Consider the following 17993-nt stretch of genomic DNA (forward strand, 5'->3'; position numbering starts at 1 on the left):
TCCCTCGCTTTTCTGTCACTTGTCCCCCGCTTCTCCCCTTCTTCCACGCCATCGGGCCCGACCCGCTTTGCGCAGCTGCCCTGCTAGAATCGTAGTTTCGTCTCCCGCCTAGCCCGGAATTCCCTTATGTCATCAGCCACCGGCACCAGCGCCGTCGCGCCGTCGCAAGACGCGCCGTCGCAGCCTCGTCAGATTCTTGTCACATCCGCGCTGCCTTATGCGAACGGACAGATCCACATCGGCCATATGGTCGAGTACATCCAGACGGACATCTGGGTGCGGGCACTGCGGATGCATGGACACGAGGTCTACTACGTCGGCGCCGACGACACGCACGGCACGCCGGTCATGCTGCGCGCGGAAAAGGAAGGCATCACGCCGAAGCAGCTGATCGATCGCGTGTGGAAAGAGCACAAGCGCGACATGGACAGCTTCGGCATTTCGTTCGACAACTACTACACGACCGATTCGGAAGAGAACCGCGTGCTGTCGGAGTCCGTCTACACCGCGCTGCAGGCAGCCGGGCTGATCGAAGCGCGCGACATCGAACAGGCGTACGACCCCGTCAAGGAAATGTTCCTTCCGGACCGCTTCATCAAGGGCGAGTGTCCGAAGTGCGGCGCGAAGGATCAGTACGGCGACAGCTGCGAAGTCTGCGGTTCGACCTACCAGCCCACTGACCTGATCAACCCGTACTCGGTCGTCTCCGGCGCGACGCCGATCCGCAAGACGTCGACGCACTACTTCTTCCGCCTGTCCGATCCGCGCTGCGAGAACTTCCTGCGCAAGTGGGTCGGCGGCCTCGCGCAGCCCGAAGCGACCAACAAGATGCGCGAATGGCTCGGCGATGCGGGCGAAGCAAAGCTCGCCGACTGGGACATCTCGCGCGACGCGCCGTATTTCGGCTTCGAGATTCCGGGCGCACCGGGCAAGTATTTCTACGTGTGGCTCGACGCACCGGTCGGCTATTACGCGAGCTTCAAGAACCTGTGCGTGCAACGTGGTATCGATTTCGACGCGTGGGTCCGCAAGGATTCGACCACCGAGCAGTATCACTTCATCGGCAAGGACATCCTGTACTTCCACACGCTGTTCTGGCCGGCGATGCTCGAATTCTCGGGTCACCGCACGCCGACCAACGTGTTCGCACACGGCTTCCTGACCGTGGACGGCGCGAAGATGTCGAAGTCGCGCGGCACGTTCATCACCGCGCAGAGCTATATTGACACCGGGCTGAACCCGGAGTGGCTGCGTTACTACTTCGCCGCGAAGCTGAACGGCACGATGGAAGACCTCGACCTGAACCTCGAGGATTTCCAGGCGCGCGTGAACAGCGATCTGGTCGGCAAGTACGTGAACATCGCGAGCCGTGCGGCGGGCTTCCTGATCAAGCGCTTCGACGGTCGCGTGCAGGACAGCGCGATGCGTCATCCGCTGCTCGACCAGATGCGCGCGGCACTGCCGCAGATCGCCGTGCACTACGAGTCGCGCGACTACGGCCGCGCGCTGCGTCAGACGATGGAACTCGCCGACGCGGTCAACGCGTACGTCGATACCGCGAAGCCGTGGGATCAGGCGAAAGATCCGGCGAACTCGGTCGCGCTGCATGAAACCTGCAGTGTGAGCCTCGAGGCGTTCCGTCTGCTGTCGCTGGCGTTGAAGCCGGTGCTGCCGAACGTCGCGCAGGCCGCCGAAGCGTTCCTCGGCATCGAGCCGCAGAAGTGGACCGACGCGAACGTGCCGCTCAGCTCGCAGCGTCCGATCAACGCGTATCGTCACCTGATGACCCGCGTCGATCCGAAGCAGATCGATGCGCTGATCGCGGCGAATCGTGAATCGTTGCAGGCCGAGGGGGGTGCGCCGGCTGTTGCTGCAGCGGCTACGGCAGCCGCAGGTACGAAGAGCAAGCCCGCGAAGAAGGACGAAGAAGCCCCCGGCACGATCTCGATCGACGATTTCGCGAAGGTCGATCTGCGCATCGCGAAGATCGTCGACTGCCGTGCAGTGGAAGGCTCGGACAAGCTGCTGCAACTGACGCTCGACATCGGCGAGGAAAAGACCCGCAACGTGTTCTCGGGCATCCGGTCCGCGTACCGGCCGGAAGACCTGGTCGGCAAGTTCACAGTGATGGTCGCGAACCTCGCGCCGCGCAAGATGAAGTTCGGGATGTCGGAAGGGATGGTGCTCGCGGCATCAGCCGACGACGAGAAAGCCGAGCCGGGTCTCTATATCCTCGAGCCGCACAGCGGCGCGAAGCCGGGGATGCGGGTCAGGTAAGCACACGGGCGGCGCGCTTTTACGGGCGCCGTCGTGACGATGGTGCCGGTCGTCATCGCGAGAACCCCGGCGTCATAGAAAAAAGTAGCCAACGTAGAAGCGTCGGCAGCAGTCGCAGCGACTGCTCGCCACGCGCGAACAGTATCGATGGTGAACCGGTAGCAACACCGGCACAGCGGCAGCGCAATCAAAACACAGCCACGCCCCTCACCACCGCCAGCGATCAAACCGCCGCGTGTACAGCAGATCCATCCCCTGGAACGTCCCGCCGTACGCCGCCACCGACCAGTAACGCGTCAGATTAACGGTTGCCTTGATCGCATTCGCCGCCGACTGTAAACCCTGTTCGTAGCCGAGCACGAGCCACTCGTTGATCGCCTTCGACACCATCACGACCTGCGGATCGGTCAGCCCCACCTCGCTGCGCCCCACCGAAAACTCGTCGAGCCCGAACGTCTGCGCAATGCGCTTGCCACTCGCACTGCCGAGCAGCGCGAGCGCGGTCGTCATCGTGCTCTGCTGACCGAGGTTGTTACCCTGATCGGTGCCGTGCCCGAACAGCAGCCACGACAGCTTTTCGTTGTCGGGCACGTTCGGTTCGGACACGAGCTTCGCGTTCGGCGCCTGCACGGTGCCCGTCACCTGCACGCCTGCCTCGACCTGCTGGTTGCGGCGCATCGCGAGGATGTTGATGCCAGGATTCGACACCGGTCCGTTGAACGTGAAGAAGCCGTTCTCGATGCCGAGCTTGCGGCCGAACGCGGTGTACGTCGAACCTTCGGTCACGCGGACGTTGCCCACTGCGCGCAGCGGCTGGTTCGGCGCGCTCATCGCGGTGATCGTGCCGCGCAGTCCGAGGTCCGCGCCCTGGCCGCGGAAACGGAAGTTGTTGCCGAGGTTCAGGTCGACGTTCGCGCGCGGCGCGAAGCGGCCGACCGGTTTGTCGGCGGCGGCGGTCGGCATGCCGGCAGCATCGACGGCCGGCTGCTCGCCGCGTACGGTGCCGTCCGCGCGCACGATGACGACGTCGTCGCCGAGACGCGGTGCCGACTGCTCGGGCAGATCGAACAGCGCGTGATCGACGGTGAACTTGCCGTTGATCGCCATGCCGCCCTGCGGCCCCGCGTTCGCAACGCTCGCGCTGCCCGACAGCGACAACTGACGATCCGGTGCCGCGAACAGTTCGAGCTTGTCGGCGACGATGTTCGCCGCGAGGTCCGGCTCGGCGCCGTCGAGACGCACGCGGCCGGTCGCGCGCAGCGTCCCGCTCGCGCCGTGGAATTCAACCTGCTGGAAGTCGACGAGATTCTCCGACAGCGCGATACGCACCACCCCGTCCTTCAACTGCACGCCTTCGTCGACGAGCGTCGCCGACAATCCATCGCCGATGAGCGAACCCGACAGGTTCGGCTTCGCCACCGTGCCGCCGAGCGCCAGCTTCAACGCGAGATGGCCGTCGAGCAGATAGCTCGGACCGAACAGACCGCCGGTGGTTTTCAGCGACGGCAGGTTCGCGTCGATGCGTCCGGTGAGCGGCGCTTCGTCGTCGACCGATAGCGATCCGTCGTGCAGCGCAAGCGCCGTGTGCGCGTCCGCGTCGATCACGCCGAGGCGGCTCGCCTGCGCATGCAGTGACGCGTTCACGCGATTGCCGCCGCTAAAATCCGCGCGCGCCGCGATGTCGGTGATGCCGAGCGACGCGATGCCGCGTCCCACTTCGATCGTCACGTCACCGCCGCGCCGCTTCATCTGGATATGGCCTGTCGCAGTATCGCCGAGCGCGAAGTCCCAGTCGCCGTCGAACACGAGGTCGGTCTTCACCGGCGACGTCGCGCCGGTGATCTCTTCGCGCAACGCGAGCAACCGCGCGAGCGACACACCGGTCAGCGCGCCGGCCGAGCGGATGCGTCCATGATCGAGTGCGAACGATTTCAGATCGAGCACCGCGCCTTCGAGCGTGAGCCGCGTTGCGCCGAGCGTCACGCGATCGGCGGCGGCGCCGACCGTCAACGGCTGTTCGAGATTCAGTGCGGGCGTGCCGCGATTCTGCAGACGTGTGAGCGTGCCGTCCCAATGCGTGCCGTCCCGCGCTTCGGTCAGATGGCCGTTCGCGCCGAGCGTCAGATCGATCGCGCGATCGTGCACCTTGCCGGTCGCCGCAGCGGTGAGCGTGTGGTTCGCGCGCGTGCCGTCGAGGCGCGCGGTGAGCGTCGCGAGATCGATGCCGGCGGCGCTCAGGTTGCGCGCGTCGGTCGTGAAGACCAGCGCGCCGTTCGCGCCGTCGCGCAGTTCCGCGTGACCCTGCGCGTGACCGAGCCGGTTCGAGCCGAACACGACGCTGTCCGCGTTGTAGTCGAGCACGACATTCGGATGATCGAACGAGCCGGTCAGATCGCCGGTTGCCGCAATCGTGCCGGCGAGTCCGAAGCCGAGCCGTTCGAGTTGCGGCGCGTCGACGTGAAAACGCAGCCGGTCGCCGCTGCCGCCGAAGCTGCCCTGCAGATCGACCTCGTTGCCCGCCACCGACAGGTTCGCGCGGCTCGGCAGCAGACGCGCGCCGGCCAGTTGAACAGTGCCGCCGCCGGTCAGCGGGAGGCCGTCGTAGACGCTCTCGCCGAGACGGAAATCAGCCTTTGTTGTGAAGCCGGGAGCGAGGACGCCGGTTGCGGTTAGGGTGCCGTTTACGCGGGCTTCGATGGGGCGGGTGGTGGGTTTTTTCGCGGGTGCTTTGGTCGGCGCCTTGGTGGATGCCTTCGCAGGCGTCTCGGTCGAAGGTTTCGCGGATCCCTTCGCTGTCGCTTCGATCGATGCTTTGGCGGATGCCTCGGCCGAAGTCTTCGCAGATGCCTCAGTCGATGCCTTCGCAGGGTCCCCGGTCGATTTCCTGGCCGACACCTTCGCCGGCGCAGCACTACGCGACGGCTTCTGCGACGTGAAAACGAGCGGATCGAAATCGGTCAGCGTCGCCTTGAGGTTGTACGTCGAATTCGCGTCGTGCTTGATCGCACCGGACAGATCGACGCGGCCCTTGCCCGCACTCACGCGCACATCGTTGAAACTCATCCGCGCGGGATCGAACGTCACCTTGCCCTGTGCGCGCAGCGCGGCCTTTGGATCGGCGAGATCGAGCGTGATGCTTTGCACGTCGTCGTTCAGACGGATGCCGATCGGACCGGAGAGCTGCGTCGGACGCACGCTCGATGCAAGCGCGTTCAGGTCGAGCCCGGCCACCTTCAGATCGAACTGGCCATGCTTGCCTTTGAGCATGCCGCCGCCGGTCAGCGTCGCATTCTTCACGAGCCGCACATTCAGGTTCGACAACTGCTGTGTCGCGGCGTCGAGCCGGACGTTGGCGTGCGCGTCGATGAGCGGCAGCAGGTGCTGATCGATTGCACCGGGCTTCGCGTTGACGATCGATACCGCGCCGGTGACTGCAAAGCCGGCTGGGCGAGTAGAGGGGTTCGCGGGCGGATGAGTGGTCGCGGCACCCGATGCGCTTGATGCAATCGCAGTGCTCGAAGCACCCGCAACGTTCACCGCACTAGCTGCACTAGCCGCAGCAACACGTGGCGCACTCGCAACCGAAACAGAAGCGCTCGCCGCACCACCTGCGGAAGCCGCCGCGCTCACAGCACCCATGACCGCTTTTGCATCAGCACCAGCACCCGAGCCGCCAACCCCACCCTCCCCCGCCGGCTCCAGCTCCGCCCGCACCGCCAGATCCGCCAACGGCGCCCCCGGCGCAAACGCCTGCGGATTCACATGATCGAACGTCAGCGTCGCGCGTTGCAGCGGCACCGCAGCGAACGGCGTCGCTTCGACATGCGCGTGACCGGTGAGCTTCATCCCGCTCGCGTCGAGTTCGGCGGTCAGCGTTTCGAGCGTACCGGCGACGGTGCCGCGCACTTCGACCGCTTCGTCGTTGACCTTGCCCGCATAGCCGAGATCGCCCGACAGCGCGAACGGTTTCACCCCGTCGAGCTTCGCGCTCGCGGTCACCGCGCCGTACGGCGTATCGAGCCGTTCGACCGTGGCCTCGTGATGCCGGCCGTCGCTGCGTCCATGGAACATCAGCCGCGCGAACTCGGTCGTCGATGCGCCTTCGTGCAGCAGCAGCCGCTCGACACGCAGATCGCGGACGTCGATCTGCATCGGCAATTGCAGATCCTGCGGCAGCGTCATCGGTTCGGATGAGGATGGCGAAGGCACGATGCGCACATCGACCGTGCCGACATGCAGATAGTCGATCGCGAAACGCCACGGCGAATGCGTCAGCGCCCATTTGCCGCTCGCGCTGTCGATCTTCACGTCGGTGCCGTCGCTACCGCGCCACTCGATGTTGCGCAGACGCACGCCGCTCGCGAGCGACCCGCCGTCGAGCGTGCCGGACAACTGGCCGCCGAGCAGCTTCACCGCCGCGCGCCACGCATACGCGGTGCCGCGTTCGGTGACGAGCGCGCCATACAGCAACCCGGCCCCGAGCGCCGCGAGCAGCATCAGCACGACTACCAGCCACGCGACCACCTTCACGACACGACGACCCGGCCCGCGAGGCGAAGGCGTGCCGGAGCCTGCGGGCGGGTTGCCGTCCGGAGCGGGCTGAGGCGGTTGTGCGGTGGAGTCCGTGGTCATGCGCGATACAGGCCGATAAGTAAGAGGAGTAAGGGGTGGTGATTCATCAGAACGCGATGCCGAGCGTCAGGTACGGCCGGATGTCGCGATTGCGGATGCCGTACGCGAGATCGACGTTGACCGGCCCGACCGGGCTGCGCCAACGCGCGCCGACACCGACGCCCGGATAGAAGACTTTTTCGCTCCATGTGTCGGTGGCGGTGCCGATGTCGAAGAACGCGGCCGCGCCCCAATCGTGATTGAACCAGTGCTGATATTCGGCGCTGCCCGTCATCAGGTATTTGGTCGGCAGCACCGAGCCGTCGACGCTGTTACCGATGCTCTGAAAACTGTAGCCGCGCACCGAGTTCGACCCGCCCGCGCGAAACAGCAGCGACGCCGGCACGCCGGTCGAACTGCCGCTCGTGAACACGCCGCCGACTTCCGCGCGAAACACCATCAGGTCGCGCTTACCGATCGGCAGATACTGCTGGCCGCGCGCGTAGCCGCGCAGAAACGACTGGTCGGTCAGCACGCCCTTCACGCCGAAGCCCGCCTCCGCGTGGATCAGGTTGCCGGAGCGCGGGAACAAAGGATCGTCGGTATTGCGGCGCGTCCACGACCACGACGGCACGAGCGCGTGGCTCGTCGTCGGGCGGCCGCTGTTCTGTTCGAGCCGGTCCTGGTAGTAGAGGATCGAGTACGCGTAATCGATGTTCTGCGACGTGCGCGTCCGCTGCACGCCGACGCGCGCGCTGTAGATGTTCGTGTCCGACACGTCGGTGCTCGTGTACGACGCGAGCACGCTGTTGGTCCACGCGCGTTCGCCGGGCGGCATCGACAGCTGGACCTGTCCGTAACGCTGGATCTTGTCGACACGACCTTCGACCGAGAACGGATACGCGCGGCCGAACGTATCGAGATACGAGTACGAGCCCTGTACGTGCGGGCCCGTGTCCGTCGAATAACCGACGCCACCGCGCACGCTGTTGTACGGGTACTCGCTGACCTTCACGTGAATCGGGGTGTCGGCGGGCTTTGCCGTGTCGTTGTCGACGTCGATCGCGACGCTCGCGTAGTACGGCGTGTTCTGCAGTTGACGCTGCAGTTCGTTGATGCGCTGCACGTCGTAGATGTCGCCGGCCGACACCGGGTTCACGTTATCGACGATCCACTCGGGGTAGCGTCGCGTGCCCGACACGTCGAGCTTGCCCATCGTGAACGTCGGGCCGCTGTCGTACACGACCGTGAGCTGCGCCTGATGCGTGCGCGGGTCGACGCGCGCCTCCGACTGCGAGATCTTCGCGCCGAGATAACGGCGCGCCTGCAACGCCTTCAGCGACGCGTTCTTCGCGTCGTCCCAGCCGGACTGCGAGAACGGATCGCCGTCGTGCAGCGAAAACGCGAAGCGGGTCGCGTTTTCCTGGCCAGGGTCTTCGGTCAGCACAGGGCCGCGAAAGCTGAGCGTGATCGACGAGATTTTTGTCTGCGGACCGGGATCGACGCTGACCAGCACACGCTTTTTACCGTCGACGGTGCGCACGTCGGTTCGCACCACAGGCGAGAAATAGCCTTCGGTCGCGGCGAGATCGCGGACCTGCTGCGGCGTCGCGGTGACAAGGAAGTCGAACTGGTCGTCGCTGATGTCGTCGCGCTTCGCAAAACGCGCGACGTCGAGATGCGCTTCGAACAGCTTGCGCAGCGAGCGCGGCGATGTCTCGATATCGACCTTGTAGGAGGCCTTCGCCTTCGCCGCCCACGCGCCGTTCGCGGCGAGACACGCGACGAGCACGAGTGCACAGCCGGCCAGCCCCACGCGCAGCGCGCGGCGAACGCGGCCCGCAATGGTGCGAACGCGCGACGGTTCGATCAGACACCCCGCCAAACAGGACCTCCCGCCCAGATTGTGATGATTGGTTTGCTGTCGGCCCGCGTCGCGGACCGAAGCGTGCTATTTGACCACATCGGCAGGCCGTCACGGCCGACCGGACCGGCCGCGCGACGCCGTTTTTAACGCCACGTTGCCGCAGGTTGCCCGCCTTGGACGCGCCACCCCGACCGATGTTCCGCATATCGCGCGTCTCATGTCTATCCCAATAAAGGAACCGACAAATTCGCCTTCGCGCCGCTCTCGTGTCTATCCCATCGCCCCACGCGTTTCGCATGCTGTAAAATTACGTCCGACCGCGCGGACCCGCGGGCGGATCGCCGCCCTACCCCCGCCTCTTCTTTCACGGACGTCGAACCATGTACCAATCGGACATCACCCAGTTCATCAACCAGCTGAAAGAGCAGAAGCCCGCGCTCGAAGCCGAACAGCGCCGCGGCCGTTCGCTGCTGTGGGACAAGCAGCCGGTCGATCTCGACGAACGCGCACGCCAGCAGGCATCCCACGTCGAGCAGACGCCTTACGTCTACTACCAGAACTTCTGAACGTGACGACCGCCGACGAGTCCCGGCCGGCCACGGCCGGGTCCGACGCCGCGCTCGCGGCGCCCGCGACCGATTCGACGCCGGATACCGTCGACGGCATCGCGTTCGCTCGCCTGTACGGCGAGCCGCTCTTCAAGCTCCCGCAGGATCTGTACATTCCGCCGGACGCGCTCGAGGTCTTCCTTGAGACGTTCGAAGGTCCGCTCGACCTGCTGCTGTACCTGATCCGCAAGCAGAACTTCAACGTGCTCGACATCCCGATGGCGGACGTCACCGTGCAGTATCTCGGTTACGTCGAGCAGCTGCGCGAGTCGAATCTGGAACTCGCGTCCGAGTATCTGCTGATGGCCGCGATGCTGATCGAGATCAAGTCGCGGATGCTGCTGCCGGTGAGGAAGGCCGACACCGGCGACGAAGCGGAAGATCCGCGCGCCGAACTCGTGCGCCGCCTGCTCGAATACGAGCAGATGAAGCTCGCCGCGCAACGCCTCGATCAGTTGCCGCAACTGGGCCGCGACTTCCTGCGCGCCGAGGTGTACATCGAGCAGAGCTCGACGCCGCGCTTCCCCGACGTGAACAGCGACGACCTGCGCGCGGCATGGGCGGACGTGATCAAGCGCGCGAAGCTGGTCCAGCATCACAAGATCTCGCGCGAGGAACTGTCGGTACGCGAACACATGAGCGTGATCCTGCGCAAGCTGCAGAACGCGCGCTTCATGGAATTCTCCGACCTGTTCGATACGACGCGCGGCGTGCCGGTCGTCGTCGTGAACTTCATCGCGATGCTGGAGCTGTCGCGCGAATCGCTGATCGAGATCACCCAGGCCGAGCCGTTCGCGCCGATCTACGTGCGGCTTGCGTACCTGCCCGCATAGCCACAGCGCGGTACGGCGCAGAAAGTGCGCCGGCCGTGCAAATCCACTACAATCCCGCGCTCCGAACCTTGGGTTGCCCAGACCTGAGCCCTGGTCCGGATCGGAAGCCATGCCGCGAACCGCTGCCGTCGTTCGCGATCCACGAACCGCAGACCTGCCCCCGCCCCGCGCGAGGAGTTCAACGCCGATCATGAAAGTCATCAGCTCGATCCACGAATTGCGCGACCAGTTGCGCGGCCAGAATCGCACTGCGTTCGTCCCGACGATGGGCAATCTGCACGAGGGCCATCTGTCTCTGATGCGGCTTGCGCGCCAGCACGGCGATCCGGTCGTCGCGAGCATTTTCGTCAACCGGCTACAGTTCGGACCGAACGAGGATTTCGACAAGTACCCGCGCACGCTGCAGGACGACATCGAAAAGCTGCAGAAGGAAAACGTCTACGTGCTGTTCGCGCCGACCGAGCGCGATCTGTATCCGGAGCCGCAGCAGTATCGCGTGCATCCGCCGGAAGATCTCGGCGATATCCTCGAAGGCGAATTCCGGCCGGGCTTCTTTCAGGGCGTGTGTACCGTCGTGATGAAGCTGATGTCGTGCGTGCAGCCGCGCGTCGCCGTGTTCGGCAAGAAGGATTATCAGCAGCTGATGATCGTCCGGCAGATGTGCCATCAGTTCGCGCTGCCGACCGACATCATCGCGGCCGAAACCGTGCGCGACACCGACGGTCTCGCGCTCAGCTCGCGCAACCGCTATCTCCAAACCGCCGAACGCGCGGAAGCGCCGCAACTCGCCGCCACGCTGAACGGCGTGCGCGCGGCAGTGCTCGGCGGCAACCGCGCGTTTGCGCAGATCGAACAGGACGCGATGGCGTCGCTCGTCGCGCGCGGCTGGAAGCCCGACTACATCGCGATCCGCAAGCGCGCCGATCTGCTGCCGCCGACCGCGCAGGATACCGATGCGCCGCTCGTCGTGGTCGCCGCGGCGAAGCTCGGCGCGACGCGCCTGATCGACAACCTCGAAATCTGATTTAACGCGTCACGGAGAGCCACGCCTCATGCAACGCCACATGCTCAAATCGAAGATCCACCGCGCGACGGTCACGCACAGCGAACTGCATTACGAGGGTTCGTGCGCGATCGACGAGGACTTGCTGGAAGCGTCGAACATCGTCGAGAACGAGCGGATCGACATCTGGAACATCAACAACGGCGAGCGCTTTTCGACCTACGCGATCAAGGGCGAGCGCGGCAGCGGGATGATTTCGCTGAATGGATCAGCGGCACGGCGCGCACAGCTCGGCGACCTCGTGATCATCGCGGCATTCGCGACGGTCGACGAGGCTGAGCTGAAGGCGGGATGGAAACCGGATCTGGTGTTTGTCGATGAGCGGAACCGGATCAAAGGTAGCCGCGATCATGTGCCGACTCAGGCCTGGAGTTGATCAGGCGGCCTGTGCTGGGGCGGTCAATGCTTGGGAGCACCTTGTGCTGACGTAGCCCATGCAGGGACGGCTTGGGCCGAAGCAGTTATTGCCGGGATAGCCCGACGCTGCTGCAGCTTAAGCAGAGGCGACCCGCGTTGCGATACCTCCTGCTGCGGCAGGCGATGCCGGCACAACCCGCCGGCCGCGCCGTTACTTCGCACGGCGGTCTCGCAGTCGAGCCGCCATGCATCCCTCAAGCGCGCATCACCCCTTCTTGCTGGTCCATTCGACGATCGGCTGCCACTGCTCCAGATCCTTCTCCACGCGGCTCTTCGCGACGTCCCACAGCGTAAGACCGTGCGCGGCAAGCTGCACGTAGTTCTGCGTATCGCGCAGGAAGCCGAGCACCGGCAGCTTCAACCCTTCGACAAAGCGATGCAGCTGATCCGCCGACCGCGTGCGCGCATCGACCCGCATCCCCACCACGCCGATCTCGATCGCGCCCTTGCGGACCGCCTTTTCCTTCGCGAGACGTTCGAGAAATTCCTGCGTCGCGAGGATATCGAACATCGACGGCTGCAGCGGGACGATCACCTTGTCCGCGAGATCGAGTGCAACGCCGAGGCGATTGCCGTGCAATCCGGCCGGCGTATCGATCACCGCGTGCTCGAGTCCACGCGGCGGTTTCACCGGCGTTTCGCCATCGACTTCCCAGACTTCGATCGGCGGCAGCGTGGCGGGACGCAGGTCGAGCCACGCGTGTGCGGACTGCTGCTTGTCCAGGTCGGCGAGCGCGACCCACTCGCCCGCGGCGGCGAAATAGCCCGCCAGATTGGTCGACAGCGTGCTCTTGCCCACGCCGCCCTTCGGATTCGCCACCACGATGACCGTCATGAATTCCCCCGGGAAGATGGCTGGCGCGACCAGCCGGTTTGCCGTTTCGCCGCAATCGACTGGCCGTTTTAGCCTCGGCGAGTCGATCCAGCCGTTGATAATATCGGCAAAACCGGCGGCGTCGAAGCTTCGATGCCCTGCAGACGCCCATTTCTTTCCCCAAGGACCTCGCTCATGAGCAAGCTGCGCCCCGATGCAACGATCGAACGACTGGCCGAACGGCAGCGCGGCACGCTGCCCGATCTGATCGGTTTTCGGGCGCTTTCGCTCGAAGAAGGGTCGTTGACCGCCGAGCTGACCGTGCGCAGCGACCTGCTGGCGCCGAACGGCTTCCTGCATGCGGCGACCGTCGTTGCGCTTGCCGATACGGCCTGCGGCTACGCGTGCCTCGCCCATCTGCCCGACAACGCGCGCGGCTTCACGACCGTCGAACTGAAGAGCAATTTCCTCGGCACCGCCCGTGAAGGCACGATCCGCGCGGTCGCGACGGGTATCCATCTGGGCCGCAGCACGCAGGTGTGGGACGCGATCGTCAGCGATCCGAACGGCAAGACGATGGCGCTGTTCCGCTGCACGCAGATCGTGTTGTATTGACGCGTCGTCGAGACAAAAAAAGGGCCGCCGGCACTGCTTTCGCAGCACCGGCGGCCCTTCTGCATTGAAACCGGGCTAAACCGGAACGGTCAGGCAGCCACCGTCCGCGCAGTCTTCGCGCCGCTGATCGCGAACAACCCGCCGCCGAGCAGCGCCTGCACAACCAGGGTCACCGCCCAGAACGCCGGATATTCCCAGCCGCCATGCGGCGACGCGAAGCCCCAGCCGTTTTGCAGATGCTGCGACATCGCGCCGAGCATGAACGGCAGCAGCACGATCGCGACCCAGCGGACCTGGATGCCCGCGAGCAGCGCGATCCCGCCGCCCAGCTCGACGAATGCGGTCACGTAGCCGAGCCAGCCCGGCAGACCCAGCGATACGAAAAACTGCGCGGTGCCCGGCAGCGTGAAGACGAAAATCTTCTGCAGGCTGTGCGCGAGATACAGCACGCCCAGAGCGACGCGCAGCAGCAGCGCGGCAGCGTCGGCGTTACGGTTCGAGTTCATGACGACCCCTTTTGATCGGTTGAAGGGACGGCAGTGCGCCGTCGATGGGTCGGACTATATTCGAACCAATAACGCCGAAAAATGCGCGATCGCGCTTAGATTATTTCCCCATAGGAGGCAATCGACGCCTGGCTGGTCAGGCGTCCACGCCCATCGCCGCGAATATCTTCCGCAGGTCGAGATGCTCCGCGAGCGTCGCCGCCAGCCGGTCGAGCGACGCTTCGCGCTGCGCCGCGTAATCGACCGCCGCCCCAGCAGCAGCGGCGTCGAGCCCAGCCCATTCGAGCAGCGCCGCGCACGCGGACGGTGTATCGAAGAGTCCGTGCACGTAGGTCGCGAGGATCTGGCCGTCGGCGGATAGCGCGCCGTCGGGGCGCGGACCGTTCGGCGTGTCGAGCTGCAATGCGGGGGACGCGAGCGCCGGGCCGTCGGTCTCGCCCATATGGATCTCGTAGCCGCGCATCGTCGCGGCGCCCGGCAGCGCGAGCGTGCCCGTCACGTTTTCGAGCGTCTTGTCGCGTGTGAGCGTCGTCGCGAAGTCGAGCCAGCCAAGTCCCGCGACAGTGCCCGGCGTGCCTTCGACGCCATGCGGATCAGCCACGGTCCGCCCCAGCATCTGCATCCCGCCGCAGATGCCGATCACCTTACCGCCGTATCGCAGATGCCGCCGCAGCACCGCATCCCAACCGTGCTCGCGCAGGAACGCGAGGTCGCCCTGCACGTTCTTCGAACCGGGCAGCACGATCAGATCGGCGGGCGGCGGCGTGGTGCCGCTACGCACGTAATGGAAATCGACTTGGGGATGCGCACGCAGCGCATCGAAATCGGTGTGATTGCTGATGTGCGGCAGCACCGGTACCACGACACGCAGCACGCGCGATGAATCGCCCGCATTGCCTGCATGCAGTTCGCGCGGCAGCATGTCCTCGGCATCGAGCGTGAGGCCATGCAGGTAGGGCAGCACGCCGAACACGGGCTTGCCGGTCTGCGCCTCCAGCCAGTCGAGCCCCGGCTTCAGCAACCCGATATCGCCGCGAAAGCGGTTGATCACGAAGCCCTTCACACGCGCCTGCTCGCTCGCCGACAGACACGCGAGCGTGCCCGTCAGATGCGCGAACACGCCGCCCCGGTCGATGTCGGCGACGAGCACGACCGGGCAATCGACCGCTTCCGCAAAGCCCATATTCGCGATGTCGCGATCGCGCAGATTGATCTCGGCCGGACTGCCCGCGCCTTCGACGAAGATCGTGTCGAAGCGCGCCTGCAGACGTCGGTACGACTCGAGCACCGCATTGAACGCGACGGGCTTGTAGTCGTGATACGCGCGCGCATCGAGATTCATCCGCGCCTTGCCGTGGATGATGACCTGCGCGCCGCGATCGCTGGTCGGCTTGAGCAGCACCGGGTTCAGATCGGTGTGCGCGTCGATGCCTGCCGCGATCGCCTGCAACGCCTGCGCGCGGCCGATCTCGCCGCCGTCGACGGTCACTGCGCTGTTCAACGCCATGTTCTGCGGCTTGAACGGCGCAACGCTCGCGCCCGCGAGACGCGCGAGCCGGCAGAGCCCTGCGACCAGCGTACTCTTGCCCGCATCGGACGTCGTGCCCTGGATCATCAGCGTGCCGTGGGGCACGGGCAGGTCGGTGGGGAGCGAAGTGGGCGTTGAGGTCACGGGCAGCGAGTCTGTGAGCGAGGAAAGAGCGGGCATTATCCCATCGCGCTCCGTGCCGTGAATGTCCGCGCGAGCGTGCACGTCCACTCGCACGAGAACCCGCATGCGTCACACCCGGGCGGCTACAATCACGCGATGATTTCACGCGACCTCACCTTCGTGCTCGGCGGCGCCCGCTCGGGCAAGAGCGCACACGCCGAACAGCTCGCGAGCGACAGCGCACGCCCCGTCACCTACATCGCGACCGCCCGCCTCGCCGCCGACGACGACGAGTTCGCCGCTCGTATCGCCCATCATCGCGAGCGTCGTCCCGCGCATTGGCGCATCGTCGAAGCCCCGCTCGATCTCGCCGAAGCGATTGCCGAGGCCGACGCGCCGGACGGCTGCGTGCTCGTCGATTGCCTGACGCTGTGGCTCGCGAATCTGCTGTGCCCGCCCGACGGCGACCCCGCGCTCGCCGACAGCGCCGCGCGTTTCGCTGCGCTCGACGCTACGCTCGCGAACGTTGCGGGCAAGGTGATCGTCGTCAGCAACGAAATCGGTCTGGGCGTCGTGCCGCTCGGTGCGGCGACACGCGCGTACGTCGATGAACTCGGTCGGTTGAACCAGCGCGTCGCCGCGTTGAGCCGCGACGTGACGATGATGATCGCCGGTCTGCCGCTCGCGTTGAAGCGCGCGGACCGTACTGACGCATGATGATGCTTTCGCTACCGCTCGCCGCCGGGCTCGCCACGCTGTCGGTTGCCGTCGATCGCTGGACCGGCGAGCCGCGCACGCGTCACCCGCTCGTCGGTTTCGGCACGCTCGCGATGCGGCTCGAAACGCGTCTGAATACCGGCCGACGCGGCCGGCTCGTCGGCATCGCCGCGTGGCTGCTCGCGGTCGCGCCGCCGGTCCTCGTTGCCGCGTGGCTCGTGTCGGTGTTGCCGCTGCCGCTCGCGTGCGCGGTGCACGTCGCGCTGCTGTGGTTCGCGCTCGGCGCACGCAGCCTGCACGATCACATCGCGCCGATCGGTGCGGCGCTCGCGCGGCACGATCTCGTCGAAGCGCGCGCGTTGACGTCGCGGATCGTCTCGCGCGAAACCGCCGACGCCGACGAAGCGGCGCTCGCGCGAGCGGCCGTCGAGTCGGCGCTCGAGAACGGCAACGATGCGATCTTCGGTGCGCTGTTCTGGTTCGCGATCGCGGGTGGCCCTGGCGCACTCGCGTTCCGGCTCGCGAACACGCTCGATGCGATGTGGGGCTACCGCACGCCGCGTTATCTGCGCTTCGGCTGGGCGGCCGCGCGCATCGACGATGTACTTAACTGGATCCCCGCGCGCCTCACGGCCGCGAGCTACGCGCTGCTCGGCGACACGCGCACCGCGTGGCAATGCTGGCGCGATCAGGCGCATCGCTGGGACAGCCCGAACGCGGGTCCGGTGATGGCCGCGGGCGCGGGCAGTCTGAACGTGCGGATCGGTGGTGCGGCGGTTTATCACGGCGCCATCGAACAACGTCCGACACTCGGCGCGGGCGAGCCCGCCGCCGCACGGCACGTGCCGGCCGCGTTGCAGCTGGTCGAGCGCGCGGTGACGTTGTGGCTCACCGTGCTGATCGCGCTCGCGCTGTTGAGCGTGCCGTTTCATGGGTGACGGAATGGGTTTCGAGTCGATCGATGTAAGCGCGCCGCGTCCGCGTCATGGCGGCAATCTGCACGAGGCGGCGCGCACGTACGGCATTCCGTACGATGCGTGGCTCGATCTGTCGACCGGGATCAATCCGCACGGGTATCCGGTGCCGCCTGTTCCGGCCGATGCGTGGCGTCGGCTGCCGGATGACGGCGACGGTTTTGCGGCGTGCGCGGCGGCGTACTACGGTGTGCCCGATCCTTTGTGCGTGTTGCCGGTCGCGGGCAGTCAGGCGGCGATCCGCGCACTGCCGACGCTGCTGCGGCCCGCGACGGTCGGCATCGCGTCGCTCACGTACAGCGAGTACGCGCCGGCGTTCGTGCGTGCGGGGCATCGCGTGGCTGTGCTCGACGTTAGTGGCGATACACTGCCCGATGCTCTGACGCATGTGGTCGTCGTCAACCCGAACAATCCGACTGCGACGCGTGTCGATTCAGGTCGCCTGCTGCGCTGGCATGCGCAACTCGCCGCGCGCGATGGGACGCTGATCGTCGATGAGGCGTTTGCCGATGCGTATGTCGATGCATCACGATCCGTGTCGCTCGCGGCGCATGCGGGAGCGCCGGGGCTTGTCGTGTTGCGTTCGCCCGGCAAGTTCTTCGGGCTCGCGGGTGTACGTGCGGGGTTCGTGCTCGGCGTCCCCGCATTGCTCCACGCGTTGCACGACATGCTGGGCGCGTGGACGGTTAGCGGGCCGGCACGTCACGCGGTTGCCGCCGCGTTCGCCGATCATCACTGGCAGCAGCAGATGCGTGTGCAGCTCGCCGATGACAGCGCGCGACTTGTGCAGTTGCTGCACGAACAGCCTCTCTCAACGCACGCGACTCCACTCTTCGCATGGACCGACGATCCGCGCGCGCCCTCATTGCATCGCGCGCTCGCGGAGCGCGGCGTCTGGACACGGCTGTTCGCGCAGCCGGCCAGCGTGCGCTTCGGCTTGCCCGCGACGGAAGCGGAGTGGCAGCGCTTCGAACATGCGTTGCGCGAGAGCGTCGCTGCGATCGATACATCACAACGTGGTTGACCCGATCGTGCGCTCA

The 17993-nt window shown here is 66.0% G+C and carries 14 protein-coding genes; 9 read left to right on the forward strand and 5 right to left on the reverse strand.

Features of this window, described 5'->3' with window-relative positions:
• The first annotated feature begins 126 nt into the window (after positions 1–126).
• Entirely contained in the window at positions 127–2277 is a 2151-nt protein-coding gene (gene metG / locus E1748_RS29120) for a methionine--tRNA ligase (protein WP_133650770.1), read from the forward strand.
• Between the two features lie 207 nt (positions 2278–2484).
• On the opposite strand, the gene E1748_RS29125 is transcribed toward metG, so the two are convergent.
• Entirely contained in the window at positions 2485–6909 is a 4425-nt protein-coding gene (locus E1748_RS29125) for a translocation/assembly module TamB domain-containing protein (protein WP_133650771.1), read from the reverse strand.
• Between the two features lie 46 nt (positions 6910–6955).
• Entirely contained in the window at positions 6956–8773 is a 1818-nt protein-coding gene (locus tag E1748_RS29130) for an autotransporter assembly complex protein TamA (protein ID WP_420819361.1), read from the reverse strand.
• Between the two features lie 362 nt (positions 8774–9135).
• Between E1748_RS29130 and E1748_RS29135 the strand changes: the two genes are divergently transcribed.
• From E1748_RS29135 to panD, 4 genes are all read left to right on the forward strand, one after another.
• Positions 9136–9321 carry a DUF3460 family protein gene (locus E1748_RS29135; RefSeq protein WP_133650773.1) on the forward strand — a complete coding sequence of 62 codons (186 nt, stop codon included), beginning with the start codon at positions 9136–9138 and terminating at the stop codon, positions 9319–9321.
• Between the two features lie 2 nt (positions 9322–9323).
• On the forward strand, positions 9324–10196 hold the full coding sequence (locus tag E1748_RS29140; protein ID WP_133650774.1) for a segregation and condensation protein A: 873 nt from the start codon (positions 9324–9326) through the stop codon (positions 10194–10196).
• Between the two features lie 190 nt (positions 10197–10386).
• Positions 10387–11220 carry a pantoate--beta-alanine ligase gene (gene panC / locus E1748_RS29145; RefSeq protein WP_133650775.1) on the forward strand — a complete coding sequence of 278 codons (834 nt, stop codon included), beginning with the start codon at positions 10387–10389 and terminating at the stop codon, positions 11218–11220.
• Positions 11221–11248: 28 nt separating this feature from the next.
• On the forward strand, positions 11249–11635 hold the full coding sequence (gene panD / locus E1748_RS29150; protein WP_133650776.1) for an aspartate 1-decarboxylase: 387 nt from the start codon (positions 11249–11251) through the stop codon (positions 11633–11635).
• Positions 11636–11881: 246 nt separating this feature from the next.
• On the opposite strand, the gene E1748_RS29155 is transcribed toward panD, so the two are convergent.
• The gene (locus E1748_RS29155) at positions 11882–12511 is read right to left on the reverse strand and encodes a ParA family protein (protein ID WP_133650777.1); all 630 of its coding nucleotides are present in this window, start codon (positions 12509–12511) and stop codon (positions 11882–11884) included.
• 174 nt (positions 12512–12685) lie between these two features.
• On the opposite strand from E1748_RS29155, the gene E1748_RS29160 reads away from it, so the two are divergent.
• Entirely contained in the window at positions 12686–13105 is a 420-nt protein-coding gene (locus tag E1748_RS29160) for a PaaI family thioesterase (RefSeq protein WP_133650778.1), read from the forward strand.
• A gap of 89 nt (positions 13106–13194) precedes the next feature.
• On the opposite strand, the gene E1748_RS29165 is transcribed toward E1748_RS29160, so the two are convergent.
• Together E1748_RS29165 and E1748_RS29170 are read right to left on the reverse strand one after the other, a co-directional pair.
• Positions 13195–13611 (reverse strand): DoxX family protein, encoded by a 417-nt coding sequence (locus tag E1748_RS29165; protein ID WP_133650779.1) that lies wholly within the window; start codon positions 13609–13611, stop codon positions 13195–13197.
• Positions 13612–13747: 136 nt separating this feature from the next.
• Complete coding sequence (locus E1748_RS29170; RefSeq protein ID WP_240766866.1) at positions 13748–15226, reverse strand: cobyric acid synthase; 1479 nt, start codon at positions 15224–15226, stop codon at positions 13748–13750.
• Between the two features lie 192 nt (positions 15227–15418).
• Between E1748_RS29170 and cobU the strand changes: the two genes are divergently transcribed.
• From cobU to cobD, 3 genes are read left to right on the forward strand one after another with little or no spacing between them, the layout of a single operon-like run.
• Positions 15419–15979 (forward strand): bifunctional adenosylcobinamide kinase/adenosylcobinamide-phosphate guanylyltransferase, encoded by a 561-nt coding sequence (gene cobU / locus E1748_RS29175; RefSeq protein WP_133650781.1) that lies wholly within the window; start codon positions 15419–15421, stop codon positions 15977–15979.
• The gene (cbiB, locus tag E1748_RS29180; protein WP_133650782.1) at positions 15976–16917 is read left to right on the forward strand and encodes an adenosylcobinamide-phosphate synthase CbiB; all 942 of its coding nucleotides are present in this window, start codon (positions 15976–15978) and stop codon (positions 16915–16917) included. The genes cobU and cbiB overlap by 4 nt, the downstream gene beginning before the upstream one ends.
• Positions 16910–17977, forward strand: coding sequence for a threonine-phosphate decarboxylase CobD (gene cobD / locus E1748_RS29185; RefSeq protein WP_133650783.1), 1068 nt, complete (start codon positions 16910–16912; stop codon positions 17975–17977). The genes cbiB and cobD overlap by 8 nt, the downstream gene beginning before the upstream one ends.
• Positions 17978–17993 lie beyond the last annotated feature (16 nt).

This window comes from Paraburkholderia flava (genome assembly GCF_004359985.1).
GTDB classification, from domain to species: Bacteria; Pseudomonadota; Gammaproteobacteria; order Burkholderiales; family Burkholderiaceae; genus Paraburkholderia; species Paraburkholderia flava.